Genomic DNA, 18,725 nt, shown 5'->3' with positions numbered 1-18,725 from the left:
ATCAGTTTTTTTGATTTATCCATTAATTCGATCATTCTATCCGCTACTTTGATTGTTTTATCCGTCGATTCGTAGAAAAGAAGACTAAGGTTACGCAATTGTCTCCCTTCACTATTCAATTTGCAGCTTCCCAAACATTGTTGATGTCTGTAGCAAGGTTTGCTTCAATTTATTCATTGTGTCTTTGGATAAACAGGTTTCTACTACATAAAAAAAAGGCAATGTATTAACCTTACATCACCTGTTTTTTCACTATATTTCTATTATCTTAATCAGTCTGATTTCCTTTATAGGTACTGAAGTTATGCCATTCTTAAATTAAATTTATAACCAATATACCTATTCATCCAAAAAATGCATAAAAAAATCCTAGGCTATGATAAAATTAGTATAATACCAAATATTAGTTGGGTTATAGTTCCATATACAATAACAATTAAAATAGGAGGATTCTCCAAGATGAAAAACAAAAAAAGATTGGCCTTGCTGACTTTAGTGGCCGTCCCTTCACTACTTTACAGTGCGCCAGCATCGGCAGCTAATTTGACTGACCATTCAAGAACTGCCTATGTATACAACTACAATGCTAACGTCTCGAATGTTATACAACTAATTAACAACATAAACAATACAACTGCTACCTTCCAACCAAATTTAGAGGCAGCTCTTAAAGCATATAATGCGTTGACGGAAGTTGAAAAACAATATGTGACGAACTATTCAACCTTATCAGCACATCAACAAACGAGAGTGGCTTACCGTAAACTAGCTGCTCAAATTGAAGAAAAGCTAAATTCTGTAGAATCATCATCTGTTCATTATTATCAAAATGTCCTTGAAACACGCGATTGGTATAATACATTAAACGCTGCGCAAAAGTCTTATGTAAGTGCCTCTGCGCAAAAAATATTAACGTCCTATATCACACCAAATACATCTGTTGATAAAGTGGTCAATAAAATTCAACTACTTAATTCATCTCGCCTGACGTTCCATAAAGAGGTGGCCGATGCCAGGGCGGAGCTTAATGCATTGCGGAGATTTTCCAATGTTTCTTTACCTGTGGGGATCGAGCAGATGTTACTTGATGCTGAACTGCTTGTGACGAAGGATAAAATAGCTGCAAAGGAAGTTGAAAATGCCATTGCTGCCCTATCGCCGAAAACATCCACGGTTCATGATGTTCAGGAAGTTAAAACAGCCTTTGAAGCGTTAACACCCGTACAACAGGAACTAGTGCCGAATGTCTGGACTTTAGTTGATTTTGTACAAGGTAAATATACACTCCCTACAAAAGACAACGTACCTAAAAAACCCGTTCTCTCTGATGTCGCAGCTGCTCCAGGTAAAACTACAGCTATGACAAAAAACAAAAATACCTATAAAGCCAAAATTAATGTTGCTGAGACAGAGATTGATACAGAACGCTTTATTCTCACGACAAAAGATAAAATGACGATCATCATTCCTCCACTCTATACGCTAGTGAATGAGGATGAAGGCGTGATGAATATAGAAGTAACGAAAAAGGGCAATCGTATTACACTCAAAGCTGAATTAAATAAGGAGCCTGTGACATTCGATGCCAATATGGAAATCATTATGGAGGGATTACCAGCTAATTCATCCTTCTATCGCTCCAATGATTTTGGTAAGCAAGTCCCAGCCGACTTTACTGTCAGTGGTAATCGCCATATTATCCAAACGACTACTTCTGGTACTTTCCAGATCATAAGGAATTAAACCTTTATGGCATTAAAGATACCGGTAACCTCTGTTGGTTTCTTTAGTGCTATCTTTTTATCAATATAACTCTAATATGAATTTTACCTAAAATTACCAAACACTAATGTGAAAATCAATAACAACGTCGCTTTGTAGAGAATTAAATAGTACTCTAACATATCGCCCAACGTACTTTTTAACTACGTTGGGCGATATACTGAATAAGTTAGACGTTTCCCTAACGCGAAGCCTGACATCTTGCACTTTGATAGTAGCATGATCCCACAGGTATATAAGGTCATTAACATTAATAATATACCTAACTCCCCCTATCCACCTTCTTTGCTATTATCTTTATAATTGAAACTGATATTCTCAAAAAAGCCAAACTACAATTTATGATAGTTTGGCTTTTAAAAATTTCTTTGTTATTTTTTGCGCTTGCTGCTAAAGGCATTCTAATGCAACGGGGTCATAAAGAGTAAAAGAGCTGATGTATTTATAATAATTTTTTTATATATTTTGGAGCGAAAAACATATATATTCGTATATCAATAATTAAATCTTCCTTTTATCTTAATCTATTTAAGAAAAGATAAAGATAACTATTACCTTTTAATTAAAGTATACTGCAATGAACCATTCTCATCCATTACTACATTTCCATATTTATCAACAGTTAATAGATAAACCCTTTGCCCCTCCATGAATATTGCGTTGCTTCCTGTAGCTTTCAAAGTTAATCTGAAACTTGCTTCTGATTGGTTTTGTTGTTGTTGACTTGTTGTTAATAACTTTTTACCAGCCTGTGTAATACCTTGAGTCCATTTTCCAGTTTCAATACTATTAATAATATCTTCTTTTGTGAGAACCTGAGAAGCCGAGTTAGTAACAGCGTAATAATATGTTTGTTCCCATGAAAGCTCTGTGTTGATTTCAATACTTACTTCCATGGTTGGAGATGTTTTAACATCACTTCCACCTAAAGTTCCTGTTAGATATGCTTCTATAATTTTATTGTTAGCATCTGGTTTTGGATATTGATACTTTGCATCCAGCTTACTAAACGTCCATCCGCCTTTATCCTTTGCAGTTGCATTAATTGTCATATCAAAACTTTGTGTTACTTCATTAGCAAATGTAAGTATCATTTTACGTGGCTTCCATTCATTAATATCCTCTACTTTATCCTGCCACTTCCATGAAGCATAAGTAGGAGTAATCGCGTTACCTGTTTCAGGATCCACTAATTGGAAGTCCGAGTCTTTTAAATCAACAGCCTCCGAGAAAGTCACTTCTAATGTTTTACCATCAAGCTGTTTAACGATCGGATCTTCTACTTTTGGTGGTGTACCGTCAGAGAAGAATTTATATGCCATTACACCTGTTCCACTTTCGCCAGGCGTTAGACTAATTGGTTTATTTTGTTTTTCATCATGTGTATAGATTGTTGACTCTGTACCAACTTGGACCATTGTTGCATTCTTATATCTATCCTGAACTGCAACATATAGCTCGTAATTCTGATGTGGTTCTAGAGGAGAAAGGTTAATTTCATTTGTATCTTTTCGCATAGTACTTGCTCTTCCTCTTGCAATAACTTCCTCAGCGCTAGTTGGTACGGAAACTGTTGAATCATCAGCTCTTCTAAGAATATAGTGATACGTTCCAGCTTCATCAGACATAAATTTAAAGGATGCTTTTGTATCACCCTCAGCTATTTTAATAGAGGTATTTTCAATCTTAGGTGCCGTTCTATCATCAATAACATGTTTTGTTTGTATATCAGAAACATTTCCTGAACGATCACGCAATACCATATAGATGGAGTAGCTCTTAAATGGATCTAATGGTGGTATTGTATTTGGTAAAGGGATTGTTACTTTCTGCTTCCCTAATTGTGCTGGTTTATTTCCACCACTACCTATGATTGCCACATCCTGTGTTCCAACTTTAAATGTTGTCTCATTTAATTGAACTGCCTCAATTAAACGTAAACGATCATCACGCGTTAGAGTTAAATCTGACTCCATAATTAAATAATGATACGTCCCCGCTTTTGAAGCATTAAACTCTAGAAGTGTTTGATCCTTTGTATTATTTATTACTGGCTCCCCTATAATTGTGAGAACCGGTAATTCCATATCATTATGAATGTACTCAGCTGTATTTCGTGGAACGGTATTATTTGGGATATTTTTTATATTTTCAAATTCAATATCAGCTAAATCTTTGACATTCGGTGAAATAGTAACAACTAGGTTATCCCCATTAACAAAGCCTGTAAGTGATGGAATAGTGAAAATAAGTCTTTTCTGAGCTTTATTATAGACAACCTTTGTGGGATGTATCGGTTGTTGTGCTCCTTGGTTTACTATACCTGTGCCAGAAAGATCATAATTCTCTACTTTTTCTGCAGAAATAGGATCCAGTTCTTCACTTACTGTTATATAAAATTCATTTTTGATTTCATCAAGTAAGACTAATTCTCCACCAACAACATATGGTGGAATATTATCAAGCTCACCTGTTTTAAATTCCTTAGCTACAGCAGGATCTACGGAGTAGTTACCTGAATTATCCTTCATAACAACGTAAAGCTGATACTCAGTCTCAGCCTCTAAGTCTGTTAACATTTCTTTTATGCCAAGTTCACCAGCTTTTGCTACTCCTTTTCCAGTTGGGTTAGCAACGATATCTGCTGTAGTTGGATCTGCTGCTGTTGTTTTCTTACGTACATAGTAATAATAGTCTCCAGGCTCACTAGCTGTAAAAGTAAATTCAGCACGTGTGCCTCCATGTAAAGGAGTAACTTGTAGAGATTTGACTACTGGCGGAGTTCCATCTTTCATTTGGAACGATTGTGACACAGTATCCGAAGCATTTTTCGAGCCATCCACTACCATAATATAAATGACATATTCTTTTTTCTCACCTAAATTAGAAACCTTAATTGAGTTTGTTCCTTTGATAGCTGTCCCCGTACCATGTGCCACGTTCTTATTGGAGAGTCGGTTGACCATTTCACTTTTATTTGGTGCCTCTTCACCTTTTTCACGCACAATATAGTAGTACGTACCAACCTCATCTGATGTGAAGTCTGCTTGAATCTCGCTACCACTTAGTACTTTGACATTCGTTATACTAACAATCGGTTTTGTTTTATCATCTGGAACCTGATTCTCGTTTTCGTCTTTATCAATTGGTTTACCATCTGGATCAGTAATATTGCCGATATTATCTTTATCATCCAGGAAATCATCGAAGATATTATTTGGTGATCCATCTTTAGGTAAGATGACTTTATCGATATACGTATAGTCGCCAATATCAATTTTGCCATATGAGTTATCTACAAATAATGTGCCGATACGACCATCAATATATAGCTCAAGATCTGTGTAGCTATTGTAATTAATCCAATCTATATTTCCTGAACCGTAGATTGTAAGCTTCGTTTCTGTATTCAGATTTAACGTGCCGATATCACCTTGAATTTCAAACTCTCGTACATTTCCAATGATGTCTACACGAGGGAGTTTTGTATTCGTTTCAATCTTTGTACCTGTTTGCGATACAACTAATCGAGAAACGCTACTGTTATAGAATTCAAGATGCTTTTCAACGTTTTTCATTTCCTGCTTTTCTTTAGACCAGTTGACGAATGGCTTGTCTTTATCAGATTTTGGGTTTGTCCAATTTTGAAGATCATTTGAATTGTTATTTGGCGAATCTTCACCTTTGTTATTATCTGGATTTGACCAATTAATAAATGAGATATTATTGCTTGCCACGCGTCCAAGAGCTAATGGCTGATTGTGTGTAGCCCCTAAATGCAACGGTGGACGAACGGTTTCGTTGACAAACATTGTTCCTGTCATCGTCATATTTGAGAACTCAATATAATTACCATTTACAACAATCGTTGCGCCTAATGATCCATAATCACCATCGAAATCAAGGAAGCTTGAACTTGTACCACTTGCATTAATCGTTAATTTTGAGATGGAGCGAATACTTTTCCCCGAAAGATCCCCCTCAATAAAGGCACCTTTTAATACAGGTTCATTATAGTCATTAAAGATATGGGATAAACTTTCCGGAATCGAATAAGATTTCCCATTTATGTAAACAGCGTCATCATCAACATTTGTAATTTTGTACGATGTTTCATTATTCTTCTTCTCTTGTGAACCTACCACAAATGAAGCAAACTGTCCGCGCGTTACAGGATCAAATGGAGAAAATGTAACAGGCGTTGTGCCTTTCGTAATATTCAAATCGATTAAAGTTTGAATATAGATAGCATTGCTTGTTTGGCTATTCACATCTTTGAAAATATTATTGTATGTAGGAGAAACCTCTAGATGGAATCCAACTACAACCATTTTGGCTAATTCGCCTCTAGTAAGCACTTCATTTGGCATAAATGTGCCATTTGAATAACCAGACATAATGCCAGCATTTTGTAATGCCGCTACATATTTATAATACTGATTGCCCTTCGGTACATCCTTATAGTAAGGATCTTGGATATTTTTCGTATCCAATTTTAACGCTGTAGCCAGCATTTTCGCTGCCTCTCCACGAGTTACACTTACATTTGGGCGGAAAGTGTTATCCGAAAAACCGCTCATTATACCTTGAGAATAAGCTTTTAATATTTCATTATAATTATCCGAGTATTGGTTAATATCCGTAAAGGGAGAAGTAGCCGCTGCCGCTTTTTGTGGTGAAGGCACTACAACAGCAATCCCACTTGAAGCAAATACTGTTGCAATCAAGGCTTTATTTACTTTTTGGATTTTAGATTTATCCATTCCACTCTTCCTTTCACTTATGTATTTTGATACGTACAACTATCATTTTCCTCATACTCTTTATATCGACCAAAAGCTAGTGAACCTTCATAGATAAATCGAAAATAGTTAGGTAAATTTCTTCATAATCATATGAGTTTTTGAAGGGGTTCTCTTTTCGATTTCATGTTACTTTTCGGGGGAGTCTTACGCTTCTGTTAAGCTTCTTACCTTTTCAAAGGAGGGGAGGTTTGTTTGGATCATTTTCTCGTTTCCTTTGAGCGAATTCTCCCTTTATAGGATCACCTTCTCTCTACTTTGGAGCGGAGGCATACCTTTTATGATCACCTTCTCTCCACTTTAGAGCGGGGGCTTCCCTTTTATGATCACTTTCTCTCCACTTTGGAGCGGAGACATCCCTTTTATGATCACTTTCTCTCCGCTTTAGAGCGGGGGCATACCTTTTATGATCACCTTCTCTCCGCTTTGGAGCGGAGACATACCTTTTATGATTAGCTTCTCTCCACTTTGGAGCGGGGGCTTCCCTTTTATGATCACCTTCTTTTCACTTTGGAGCGGAGGTATCCCTTCTAAGATACCTTCTCACGACTTATGAGCGGGGATTCCCATTTTATGATCACTTTCTCTCCGCTTTAGAGCGGGGACATACCTTTTATGATCACTTTCTCACCTTTTTGGAGCGGAGACATACCTTTTATGATCACCTTCTCTCCACTTTGGAGCGGAGGCATACCTTTTATGATCACCTTCACGTCCTTTTGGAGCGGGGGCTTCCCTTTTATGATCACCTTCTCTCCACTTTGGAGCGGAGACATCCCTTTTATGATCACTTTCTCACCTTTTTGGAGCGGGGGCTTCCCTTTTATGATCACCTTCTCTCCGCTTTGGAGCGGGGGCTTCCCTTTTATGATCACCTTCTCACGACTTATGAGCGGAGACATCCCTTTTATGATCACCTTCTCTCCGCTTTAGAGCGGGGGCATACCTTTTATGATCACCTTCTCTCCACTTTAGAGCGGGGGCTTCCCTTTTATGATCACCTTCTCTCCGCTTTGGAGCGGAGACATCCCTTTTATGATCACCTTCTCATGACTTATGAGCGGGGCATCCCTTTTATGATCACCTTCAAACGACTTATGAGCGGGAGCTGCTTTATTTGGATCACTTCCTTGTTCCTTTGAGCGGTTCCTGACTCGTTTGGATCACTTCCACACACTCTTAGAGCAGATTAACACCATTTGTGATCAATGCACCCATTCCGGCAAGCAACATTGACGAAAACATAAAAAAGCCAAGGAGCATCGGTGCTCTCTTGGCTTTCACGATATATAGGCATACATCTAGTCGTACTTGGGTGTCATAAGGGAAAGGGGGATAACCTTACGTCTTGTCAAGTCGATCGAGAGATGTGACCCGAGTTACATATCATTTGAACATGGTTGAGAAGTCATTTGGCGGATGACTTAAGAATAGCTTGCCCAAATGATGTTTGCATTAATCAATTACCCCAAAAATTAGAGATGTAAGCCCATTTGTTATAAGTTTTTTATTCAGATTTTCTCAGCAATTTTTACTTGATTGCGCCCTGCTTGTTTTGCTCGATATAATGCACTATCTGCCGCTTCAATTAATGCCTCTGTAGAATCGGCCATCTCTGGAAACACAGCAATTCCTGCTGATAACGTTACTGGTTTACCACAGGGGCTTTCTGTAGTGGATAAAATTTCACGTAATTGCTCTGCTACCTGTGCCGCTTCATCTGCCGTAGTTTTCGGCAGTAGCATAACAAATTCCTCGCCACCATAGCGACAACAAATATCGCCTTCACGTGCTACAGACTCCATGTGTCTCGCTAAAAATTGTAATACTTTATCCCCAACGGCATGACCATATGTATCATTGACACTTTTAAAGTGATCTAAATCTAACAGAATAAACGCATGAGGTACATTACTTGCAGACCATTCTGCAAGTACGGAATCCATTGTACGTCGATTCGTAACACCCGTTAGTGGATCGACGGTTGATTGGTCCTTGAAAAATGTGACTTGTCCATGTAAAAATGATAAACTCCGAATCAACACATTCTTCAAAGAATAAGCTTCAAAATACCAGCCACTAACCGACTTTAACCCCTCTACATCCTTCTTATCGAGACTTTCCTCTGTTAAAATAGCTAATTGCTGTAACGGATTGGCTATCCGTGCTGCAGCCCAAAGGACGATAATAATTGAAACAGCCATAAGCGGTACAGATTTTATAATGACCTCCTGTACACGATCAAATGAAGGGGCTAATGCTACTTCTAAAGGTTTTTGAGCAACAACTCCCCAACCTGTTGAAGGGACTGCACTATAGCCAGCTAGCATTTTTACTCCTTTTGTATTCTCGACTAATTGAACCCCACTTTTGCCTGACATTACAGCTTGAACCACTTTGTTTTTTGTTACGACATCATTAATACGGCTTGGGTCCTGATGATAGATTACGCGTCCATCAGAATCTACTACATAGACGTAGGAGCCATCCTTACTATAATGTTCTCCAAGTAACGTTTGAAAGACATTAGGTTCCTTTAAGTAAATAGTCCCCGCCACCATCCCTAAATACTCGTTGGACTCTGAGAAAATAGGATGAGATATAAAAATAATAAGACGTCCTGTCATCGCCTCATATGGTTTAGAGATGAATGGTTTCTTTTTGGATAACGCCTCTTTTGCCCCAATAGATGTTAAAACCTCCCCTTTAATTTCAACTGATGGCGGAGATACAGATAAGACAAGACCTTTTGCATTTGTTATGACTACAGAATTGAACATTTGATTTTGCAATCTTAGACGCTCTGTTTCCTGGTTTAGCGCATGCTCATCATTCATATTTGTACTTACTTGATTTGCACTATAACCCAAAAGTTGAAAGGCTTCATCAAGATAGCCATCTGCCGTTGATGCCAGTTTTTGCGCATACACTCGATTTGTCTCAAGTGTATTTTCCTTTATCGAATCAACATTCATTCTGTATCCGCTCCAAACACTGCCAATGCTTGTAAAGAAGAATGCTGCCATCGCTACACCCATAATTAAATGCTTTAATTTTAACTGATATGTTTTCATTACCTTCCACCTATGTATATTAGTTTTTTATTTATAACAATATTTGAGCCTATTATATCGGTTTAATTCTGTCCTTTGTACACTAGAACATAGATTGTATCAATAAAGAGGTCCGAATCATATGGACATCTAGAAAACTTTCATTTTATTCAAACTAAAGTTAACTGAATTATCTGAAATTAAACATTCAATAACTGAAAATTGCTAAAGGATCTAAATTCTAAATTTTCCTATTTTTATTGTTATTCTGACATATAAAATTCATAAGGTTTATTTTATAATTAAAAATAGCATAGGCAATTTAATATATATTCTGTTATAATACTCATTAAAATAAAATAAACTGTATTAATACAGAATGTTATGTCGCTTTTCACACAATGGGGATTATGAGAAAAGCGCTGCGCTGCCATCATAGGGATGGTCGTGTAGCCTACACAAAAAGGGGTTGGAAGATTTGGGCATTTTAAAGGGGTTAAAAATTCTCGATTTTTCTGCATTACTACCAGGACCAATGGCAACAATGATATTTGCTGATTTAGGGGCAGATGTGATCCATGTTGAATCATCAAAGCGCGTTGATTTAACTAGGATTATGCCACCCTATGATGATGATCACGAGGCATATATTCACCAACATTTAAATCGATCTAAAAAGTCACTTACATTAAACCTAAAATCACCAGAGGCTATAGACATTGTTAGAACACTTGTTCAAGAATACGACGTTATTATCGAGGGGTTTCGACCTGGTGTCATGCAAAGGCTTGGCATTGGCTATGAGGCACTTAAAGAAATAAATCCTCAAGTTATTTATTGTGCAATTACAGGCTATGGTCAAACAGGACCTTATAGCAACCGGCCTGGACACGATAATAACTATCTATCATTAGCAGGATTACTTGACTATTCACGCCATAAGGATAAAAAACCTGTTTCAATGGGTGTTCAACTCGCGGATATAGCCGGTGGGACTATGCATGCCGCTATTGGTGTACTAGCTGCAGCCTTGCATCGTGAAAAAACAGGAGAAGGACAATTCATTGATATTAGTATGACAGATGCTGTATTCTCCCTTAATGCTATGTACGGCTCTGCCTTTATTGGAGGTGGTCGTGTGCCGCAGCCAGAGCAAGAAATATTAAATGGCGGAAGTTACTATGATTTTTACAAAACAAAGGATGGACGCTTTTTCTCTGTTGGTAGTTTAGAACCTCAATTCCGTAAATTGCTCTGTGAGGCACTTGATATTCCAGAGTTGATTGATAATACCTTCAATGATTCCTACTATACGCAGATTCGTTTTAAAGAGGCAGTTCATGATGCATTTCTATCAAAGACATATGAGGAATGGCTTGAGGTATTTAACGAGGATTTTGAAGGCTGTGTAGAACCCGTTCTAACATTTCCAGAAGCATGTGAGCATCCACAGCTAAGGGCAAGAGAAATGATTGTAGCTATTCCAAAAAGTGATGGGACGATGCAAAATCAAATAGCATCACCCTTTAAATTTGACGGTGCACAGCCAGAATATAAGCATGTTGGTGCCAAACTAGGCGAACATAATGAAGAGGTCTTACTTTCTTTAGGTTATAGTGCTGAACAAATCAAAGCCTTAAAGGAAAAAGGCGTTTTAGACTAAAAAATTGCTTTGCAGATTAGCTACAGCAAACCCGAACTAGTAGGAAAAACTAAATGAGTGTTTCCTACTATAGCTCCGGTTTTTTATCAATTATTTATACATATGCACTAATAAACATGCGCATGTTTTCAAAATGATCATCAATTAGCAAATATTTTTTATAAATTTCCATCAACTTTTCAAAAAGCTCAAATTGCTCGGTTACAAATAATACTCTTAAAATATTTAACATATGCAAGGAGGCACTTTGCGCTACAACATGGTATGGCACTTCAGGTTGTCGATAATTACGTCGCCATTCTTCCACGGATAAGCCAATATGCTGTAATGAGTTATTCACATGTAGTGCAATGTCCTGTTGAACGTATGCCTCAATAGCGATCAGTTGTTCACTACTAAAGTTTTTTTGTACTAATGAAGCATTAATTTTTTTATTAGACGCTAGTACGTGCTCCTTTAATAAAAGTAATCCATCCTCATAAAACGCCATTTTTACATAATGATCGAGTAGTATAGCATATAAATTCTCTAAATAATTAAGCTGATAGTTTTTAATAATGGCAGGTGGTGTGGGTTTACGATTTGGTAAAAGATCCTTGTATTCTAGTAAAATTTCGATAGCATAATTATTTAATCGTTCGTCCTCCAATAAATACTCGCCATAATGTATAACTTTATCACTCTGATGTTCTCTATTAGCTATATGAAATAAAATATAGGCAATTAACACTTTTTCCTTCTCTGTAAGTGCGTACATGGAGTAGCGCCACTCTACTTCGAATGAAGTTATCAGCGCTTTGACATTGTCATAATCGTCCTCTGATAAACAATAATGTGTAACAATTTGATAAAGACGTAACTGTTTCTTTGCCAAACAGCTAGCATTATGCTTATCCACATGAGTTATACACTTATCCAGTATCGTTTTATAGTTATTCACAAAGTTATCCACATGTTCACAACTTTTTCTCACAGAATTCTCAAAAAGACCCATTATTTCATAAAGAAATGTGAATTGCTCTAAAGGTCTGTGGATAAACAGTGAATAAACTTTTTTCATAAATAGCCAATGCCAAAATGAAGCATGTTGTTTATAAAGCATATGCACTAAATATTCATCTTGAAACTTATACAAAATAATGGTCTGCAGCTCATTAACTGGCATTTCCATTTGCATTCTTTTCCCAAAAACTAGCCAAATTAATCGTTCTAAATCTATGGTATGTTGTGCAAAGAGCTGGTCAAAAAAAGTTTCTTTTCCTTTTTGCGTATAGAAAAAAGCATTGAGCCGTTCATTCACAAATTTTGCTTCTAAACCATATTTGTCAAAATACATTTGCATTTCTGTTGATACACGACCCCAATATTTACGAGCTGTGGAAAAGGCAATATTTTTAGCCGTTTCTTCATTAACTAAAAATAAATGGGGTGAGAGTGAAGTTCCAAGTATTTTTGGATCTTCCTGCAGATATGACTCTGCCTCTAGCCATGTTGCTAGTAAATTTTCAGCACCCTCTTCACTTCTTTGTTTATAAGCCTTGAATAATTGCTCATCACAGTCCAACAGCATACAATTGGAGCCTCCCATCGAATTCGACCAACAAAGATCTTCCCCTATCATTAAAATACATGTTTTTAACACTCTTTCTTCAATATAACAAATCTTAACTAACATATGCTAAAAAAATAGTGATATGCATAACGAAAACGTTAACAAAAAAAAAGAACCATCTATTAAGTGAAAACACTTCATAGATGGAAAACTTTCATCACCAAAACAGTGGATATTTTCTTTTTTCTCGTAAATTATTTATCAATAACCCAAAAATTACAATAATAACGGCACCAATTAATACGGGCATTACTAAATAGCTCCAACCATAGCCTCCTAAAATAATAATAATAGGATTAGCACCCGCTGGAGGATGGATAATGCCTAGAAAAGCCATAAAAAATATGGTTAACCCAACACCAAGACTAATAGATAGCATGCTCGAACCTAGTAATGCATACATGGCCAAACCAATAAACGCAGAAATTAAATGACCACCAATAATATTTCGAGGCTGCGACAATGGGGCATTCCAGACAACAAATACAAGCACACAGCTTCCACCTAGTGATGCCATTAACCAAGGTGCATCTGTAAAGCTTGTTAGCCAGAGGAGCACAAAGATACATATTAATCCACCAATTGCTCCTGTGAAGGCATCTGCGAAATTAGTCCGAGATGGCGCATGACCTCCTCCCCTCATTTTTAATATAAAGGGTTTAATACTATTCTTTTTCTCTAACTTATTTTCCACACTCAAGGAATCTGCCATTTGACACCAACTTTTCTAATCTTTACTCATCTATTCAAAACTATTTTCATGTTGATCGTTGTTAAACTTTAATTATTATATCAACACAACAATAGAATTCAATCTAAACTTCATTTTTCAGACAAATGCTTACTTATATACTTTATTAACCATACAAAAAAGCAAACCTATAAAAGTTTGCTTTCGAAAAAAGAACACTATTAATCATATTGTTTTTTAACAGTTTTAAAAATTCGTACCTTCTTTAATATTGTTTTAGGAACTTGGAAGGTTGCTGTGACAACTCCTGGATGACGTCCAATCTCTATGGAACCTGTTATCGTTGCTCTATTTAATACTTCTGGTTCGCTCATCTCAAATAGTTTTGCAGCTCTATAGATGGCATTATCAGTAGCTTCGTTTAATGTTTTACCAGAACCTACCACAGATACAGGAAATGATTCTTCAACTTGTTTCACCCCGAACTCCTCTGCTAATTCGCGAGCACGCCGTTTTTCTTCCTTTGTAAAGGGCTTTGCTGTATAAGGTAGATCTTCCACGTTCGGTAGTAAGATTGGGCCCTCCAATGCTACCTTTTTCAAGACACTAACTTGGAGCTGTACGATACCTGCTACATCTGTTGTATGTCCTGCAATCTCGCCGTCTCCCTGCATGGCATGCATATCACCAATATAGACACCACCCCCAGGAACCTTCACAGGACAAATTAGGGTAGCTCCTTCACGAACTCGACTAATATCCATATGTCCATCCGTACGATGTACATCCAATTCATCTTGTGTAAAGGCATATTCATGTGGGGCGCCAATCAAGAACGAACCAAAATCACCCGCATTATGAGAATCTGGCATCGCTTTAGAAGGAGTTGTTCCAAGCTGACCTAAAAATGGTCGCATTCTGGCCATTACACCGACTAAGTCGCTTGGTGCTAATGCAACAACAGGATTTTGTACAGAATTTTCAGGTGTTCTCATGTAGTTTTTAGCGTCAAGAGCAATTCGGCGAGCACCCTCTCGTCCAACAGTCACACCCATTTGACCTCTATGATCTAGTGCCATTGTATAGCCGTTTGTTATTTTAAATGGTGCTGTTTCGGTATCACATGTCGAGCAGCGAATGGCTTGTGGCCCTATTCCTTTTACGACTGTATTTGGATGTAGCTTGCCACAGCCAGGGCATTTAACGGAAACAAACGGATCGCCAATAAATCGATCAGTAATGGCTTCATCATGTCCAGATGAGGTTGCTAACGATGTAACCTGAATTGATTGTATTTTTATGACAATAGCATCACCCACCTCAGCCCCTTCTACAAAAACAGGCTTTGTTACTTCATGTCCTCCACGAATAGTAGGCGTAAGCATGGGTCCCCAGCATCCAGGTGTTGTATTGGCAATGATTGTTCCACCATCTTTAACTGGCCCCAACATTTTCTGTGAGGGATCTAAAATTCCATCGATGAACTCATTTACGAACAATGTCTCAGCGGCTTGCGGTTGCTGTATAAAGTCATCATTTTTTAATCCTTCTTTTTCAAGCACATGCAATTCGTTTGTCATTTTTCGTCACGCTCCTAGTTTGATTTATATGTATAACTTTATGTTAAAAATGCTCTCCACATTTGCAGAGAGCTATTTAATCTTTTCAGGACAAGAAGCCTACCAAAAGTTCGTGTTATGAATACTTATCTTTGACAGTTGTCAGGATGTATGAGAAAGCAAAGCGACAACGTGCATTACGCCGAGTGCTAAAGATTTAATTATTCATATATAAATCAAAAATATGTGAGAAGTCTTCTTTTTTATATTTATCTTTATGTTCAATCATCCATTTGTTCGCAAAGCTTGTAATTTCTTTGAATGACGACGCTGGAGATATATTGTCATTGCCAATTCGACCAAGTGATGATGATGCAATGTTAAGGCTTTTTTCTGCTACCTCTAATTTATAGGCATTGTGCTTCTGCTCGTAGCTAATGGCATGTAGTGCTTTATACAAATCTTTAATGTCATCAATAAAGCGTTTGTGGATGTCGATGGAAAGTGGAGAATTGCCGATTGTAAACTTAATTTCGACATCAAGGTCTATTGTTCCTGCTGTTTCGAGAAAAACATCTGTAATGGAATACATAGAATAGTCATAGCGTCGTAGTAATCGCTTCTTACTCATAGCGCTTTCGCCATCTACATGAATAATGGCACGGTTTGTAAAGCAATACTCATCTGCCTTCGTTTTAATTAGAAAATAAATTTTCTCATCAATTTCATGTAGGATAAAATCATCCGCATCCGTTTTATCATAATCCTCTTTTGGTACAACTACCCCAATATCTGAAAGTCCAAGTGCATCCGCTGCTATTTTTTTAAACATTGTCATTCCCCCTAAATAGTAATACTCTTTTTACGCTTTAGAATGTGTAAAGGTTTCATTCCTCCCTCTCAACTCATTATAAGGGAATGCCAGCTAGGTCAAATTTTACAAAAACAATGCTTCATTTCCTCTTTCTTGTACATTTCATTTATAATGATTGTCAGAAAAGATTCTTTTAAATTGAAAGGTCGTGTGAATAAGTGCAAGAACCAACCATATTAGTCGTGGACGATGAGGCTGATTTAGCTAATCTTCTAAAACGTAGTCTAGAAAAAGAGGGCTATAAACAAATTTATACAGCTGGCTCCATTCACGAGGCTTGGACAAGTTTCCAACAAACAAATCCAGATATAGTCCTGCTAGATGTCATGCTACCAGATGGTGAGGGCTACGATTTATGTCGACGAATCCGAGAGGTGTCCCATGTGCCTGTGCTATTCATGTCTGCTAAAAATGAGGAAATAGATAAAATTTTAGGACTAGCCATTGGTGGCGACGATTATATTACGAAGCCTTTTAGTCCAAAGGAAGTTGCTTATCGTGTAAAGGCACAATTACGTAGAGCCGGCTATCAACTACTGGATACCACTCCGAGCATTGCCGAAAAAGCACTAAAGGTTGGACCATTCCAGCTAAACGCTGATGAAACGGAAGTGCATAAGGATGGGGTTTTATTGGAGTTAACAGCTAAGGAAATTGGTTTAATGGCCTGCTTTATGCATAATCCTAATCGAATTTTAAGTAAGGAAACATTGTTTGAACGTGTTTGGGGAGAGGATTTTTTCGGCTCTGATAATACGGTCATGGTGCATATACGACGTCTACGTGAGAAAATTGAGCAGGATGCCTCTAAACCTCTTTACATCACAACAGTAAAGGGACTTGGCTATAAATTTGTCATACCAAAAGAGGCGCAAGGATGAAGTGGAAATTAACAGCGCGCTTTCTCCTTTCCGTACTATCTATTGTCATTATTGTTATTTTCGTCAATACAGCCATTTTCGTAGGACTCCTTACTTATCGATTGTCAAATGATTATGATGGTCCATCTGCAACTAAAGAGGAAGACTTTGTACGGGATTTCCAACAATATATTGAGATAAAGAATGGGTCAGCGACAATCAATAAAGAAGGGCTTGAACAGTTGCATCAGCGGAATGCTTGGATTCAATTGCTTGATGTAAATGGTCAAGTTATTGATGCACACTTTACACCAGAAAAGGCACCTTCACACTATGCACCTATTGACTTAATCCAGGTTTATAAATATAAAGAATTTGAAGCTGATACGACTGTTTTTATTGGCGTCAAGGATGAGGTTAGTTATCTCATTGGTATTAGGAGTGATGTTTCGCGGTTAGTCATGCATGTTTCCGGCACATCATTTTTACAGTTTATTGGTAAATTCGGACTTTTCATTGTTATTGCCGACTTGTTAGTAGCTACATTAGTTGGCTGGCTTTTTGGTCGTACGTTAACGAAGCCTCTATATGCAATGATAGAACGCATTCGCCATTTAAAAAACCATGAACATCAGACTGCTACAACTCCTGGTGGTGTATATAAACCAGTTTTTGAAAATTTAAATGAAGTATCACGAGAATTGGCAGCCCATGAACAGGAAAGAAAACGATTAGAGATTATGCGGGAGGAATGGATTAGTAATGTCTCACACGATATGAAAACACCGCTTGCTTCTATTCGTGGTTATGCAGAGCTATTGAACGATGATCAATTAGCTTATAGTGAGCAAACAGAATACGCCAAAATTATTGAAAAACAATCATTGCATATGCAAGATCTACTCGATGATTTGAACTTGACGATGCGCTTAAGACATCAACAGCTACCACTTTCATTAAGAAAAGTTAATATGGTGCCATTTATTCGTGAGATTGTTATTGATACTTTAAATACAACACAATTTGAGCTTGCCAATATCGAGTTTAATGCGGCTTCTGAGAACAGTTACCATCAAATCGACGAGCATTTTATGCGTAGAGCGATCATGAACTTTTTACACAACGCTCTCCTTCACAATACTCCAGATGTAGCTGTCCAAGTGTTGGTTGATGGGAATTCTATTACAATTTCTGATAACGGCAAGGGAATCCCTGCAGAGGATTTAGAACATATTTTTGAACGCTATTACCGAGGTACAAATACAGAAAAAACAACGGGTACCGGCTTAGGCACAGCCATTGCTAGGGATATTATTGAGGCCCATGGAGGCACTGTTACCATTACGTCTGAAGAAGGAAAAGGAACCAGTGTTAACATTTATCTACAAAGTGAAAATCGCATAAGTCAAAACGAGAAATTTTAACGCTAAAGGGGTGTCTCAAAAAATCTTTGAGACACCCCTTTTTTCTACTTCATTTGGTCCTGCACCTTAGCAGGTAACTCATGGAATTTCACCTCATCATATGAAGTAACTTCCGTTTCTTTTTTTACATAAAGCTTTAAATACGCATCCTGACGTAAGTTTTTTTGAGCTGAAAATTTGAATGTTTTTTCTTCTCCGTTTTTATTGAATGCAGGTAGCTCGTACCAATATGTTTGATAGATTTGACCGCTATCTGCCTTATACTCCTCTACCTCGCCATCAGCTGTGATATGCACATAGTACGTGTCTTTATTTAAACGGTTAAAGTCTACAGTCATTAATACGACTAACCCTGCTACGAATAAGATAAACAAAGCACCTATTGCGAGAAATACTTTTTTCATA

At 37.4% G+C, this 18,725-nt stretch carries 12 protein-coding genes; 4 read left to right on the top strand and 8 right to left on the bottom strand.

All coding sequences use genetic code 11. The features are described 5' to 3' along the window. Positions 1 to 459: 459 nt before the first annotated feature. Entirely contained in the window at positions 460 to 1,743 is a 1,284-nt protein-coding gene (locus MKY49_RS00715) for a hypothetical protein (RefSeq protein ID WP_341385390.1), read from the top strand. A 590-nt stretch (positions 1,744 to 2,333) separates the two neighbouring features. Here MKY49_RS00715 and MKY49_RS00710 read toward each other — a convergent pair. The 3 genes from MKY49_RS00710 to MKY49_RS00700 form a co-directional block, all read right to left on the bottom strand. Next, a complete protein-coding gene (locus tag MKY49_RS00710) occupies positions 2,334 to 6,545 on the bottom strand; it encodes an S-layer homology domain-containing protein (RefSeq protein WP_341385389.1) in 4,212 nt (1,403 codons plus the stop codon). Between the two features lie 632 nt (positions 6,546 to 7,177). Then, the gene (locus MKY49_RS00705) at positions 7,178 to 7,501 is read right to left on the bottom strand and encodes a hypothetical protein (RefSeq protein ID WP_341385388.1); all 324 of its coding nucleotides are present in this window, start codon (positions 7,499 to 7,501) and stop codon (positions 7,178 to 7,180) included. A 594-nt stretch (positions 7,502 to 8,095) separates the two neighbouring features. After that, positions 8,096 to 9,658: a sensor domain-containing diguanylate cyclase gene (locus MKY49_RS00700; protein ID WP_312507212.1), complete on the bottom strand. Its 1,563-nt coding sequence runs from the start codon at positions 9,656 to 9,658 to the stop codon at positions 8,096 to 8,098. A 457-nt stretch (positions 9,659 to 10,115) separates the two neighbouring features. Between MKY49_RS00700 and MKY49_RS00695 the strand changes: the two genes are divergently transcribed. Next, positions 10,116 to 11,300, top strand: a complete 1,185-nt coding sequence (locus MKY49_RS00695) for a CaiB/BaiF CoA transferase family protein (protein ID WP_274795250.1) — start codon at positions 10,116 to 10,118, stop codon at positions 11,298 to 11,300. A 94-nt stretch (positions 11,301 to 11,394) separates the two neighbouring features. On the opposite strand, the gene MKY49_RS00690 is transcribed toward MKY49_RS00695, so the two are convergent. The 4 genes from MKY49_RS00690 to MKY49_RS00675 all read right to left on the bottom strand — a co-directional run bounded on the left by MKY49_RS00690 (position 11,395) and on the right by MKY49_RS00675 (position 15,994). After that, the gene (locus tag MKY49_RS00690; protein ID WP_312507211.1) at positions 11,395 to 12,870 is read right to left on the bottom strand and encodes a hypothetical protein; all 1,476 of its coding nucleotides are present in this window, start codon (positions 12,868 to 12,870) and stop codon (positions 11,395 to 11,397) included. Between the two features lie 199 nt (positions 12,871 to 13,069). Next, a complete protein-coding gene (locus MKY49_RS00685; protein ID WP_274795248.1) occupies positions 13,070 to 13,624 on the bottom strand; it encodes an HPP family protein in 555 nt (184 codons plus the stop codon). Between the two features lie 200 nt (positions 13,625 to 13,824). Continuing rightward, positions 13,825 to 15,183: an acetamidase/formamidase family protein gene (locus MKY49_RS00680; protein ID WP_312507209.1), complete on the bottom strand. Its 1,359-nt coding sequence runs from the start codon at positions 15,181 to 15,183 to the stop codon at positions 13,825 to 13,827. A gap of 196 nt (positions 15,184 to 15,379) precedes the next feature. Further along, positions 15,380 to 15,994 (bottom strand): PH domain-containing protein, encoded by a 615-nt coding sequence (locus MKY49_RS00675; RefSeq protein WP_274795246.1) that lies wholly within the window; start codon positions 15,992 to 15,994, stop codon positions 15,380 to 15,382. A 200-nt stretch (positions 15,995 to 16,194) separates the two neighbouring features. Here MKY49_RS00675 and MKY49_RS00670 point away from each other — a divergent pair, with 200 nt between their 5' ends. Together MKY49_RS00670 and MKY49_RS00665 are read left to right on the top strand one after the other, a co-directional pair. Then, on the top strand, positions 16,195 to 16,917 hold the full coding sequence (locus tag MKY49_RS00670; RefSeq protein WP_274795245.1) for a response regulator transcription factor: 723 nt from the start codon (positions 16,195 to 16,197) through the stop codon (positions 16,915 to 16,917). Beyond that, a complete protein-coding gene (locus MKY49_RS00665; protein ID WP_274795244.1) occupies positions 16,914 to 18,320 on the top strand; it encodes a sensor histidine kinase in 1,407 nt (468 codons plus the stop codon). The genes MKY49_RS00670 and MKY49_RS00665 overlap by 4 nt, the downstream gene beginning before the upstream one ends. Before the next feature lie 44 nt (positions 18,321 to 18,364). Here MKY49_RS00665 and MKY49_RS00660 read toward each other — a convergent pair whose 3' ends face one another. After that, the gene (locus MKY49_RS00660) at positions 18,365 to 18,724 is read right to left on the bottom strand and encodes a YxeA family protein (RefSeq protein WP_312507207.1); all 360 of its coding nucleotides are present in this window, start codon (positions 18,722 to 18,724) and stop codon (positions 18,365 to 18,367) included. Position 18,725 lies beyond the last annotated feature (1 nt).

It is taken from the genome of Lysinibacillus sp. FSL M8-0134, assembly GCF_038069745.1.
Taxonomy (GTDB): domain Bacteria; phylum Bacillota; class Bacilli; order Bacillales_A; family Planococcaceae; genus Lysinibacillus; species Lysinibacillus irui.
Note: the sequence above shows the minus strand (reverse complement) of the source record. Positions and strands in the feature narration are given on the sequence as shown.

Coding starts and splice junctions, on each gene's coding strand:
- MKY49_RS00680 (WP_312507209.1), bottom strand. CDS start 15,183: ATGACAAACGAATTGCATGTGCTTGAAAAAGAAGGATTAAAAAATGAT.
- MKY49_RS00710 (WP_341385389.1), bottom strand. CDS start 6,545: ATGGATAAATCTAAAATCCAAAAAGTAAATAAAGCCTTGATTGCAACA.
- MKY49_RS00715 (WP_341385390.1), top strand. CDS start 460: ATGAAAAACAAAAAAAGATTGGCCTTGCTGACTTTAGTGGCCGTCCCT.
- MKY49_RS00685 (WP_274795248.1), bottom strand. CDS start 13,624: ATGGCAGATTCCTTGAGTGTGGAAAATAAGTTAGAGAAAAAGAATAGT.
- MKY49_RS00690 (WP_312507211.1), bottom strand. CDS start 12,870: ATGCTGTTGGACTGTGATGAGCAATTATTCAAGGCTTATAAACAAAGA.
- MKY49_RS00660 (WP_312507207.1), bottom strand. CDS start 18,724: ATGAAAAAAGTATTTCTCGCAATAGGTGCTTTGTTTATCTTATTCGTA.
- MKY49_RS00665 (WP_274795244.1), top strand. CDS start 16,914: ATGAAGTGGAAATTAACAGCGCGCTTTCTCCTTTCCGTACTATCTATT.
- MKY49_RS00675 (WP_274795246.1), bottom strand. CDS start 15,994: ATGTTTAAAAAAATAGCAGCGGATGCACTTGGACTTTCAGATATTGGG.
- MKY49_RS00700 (WP_312507212.1), bottom strand. CDS start 9,658: ATGAAAACATATCAGTTAAAATTAAAGCATTTAATTATGGGTGTAGCG.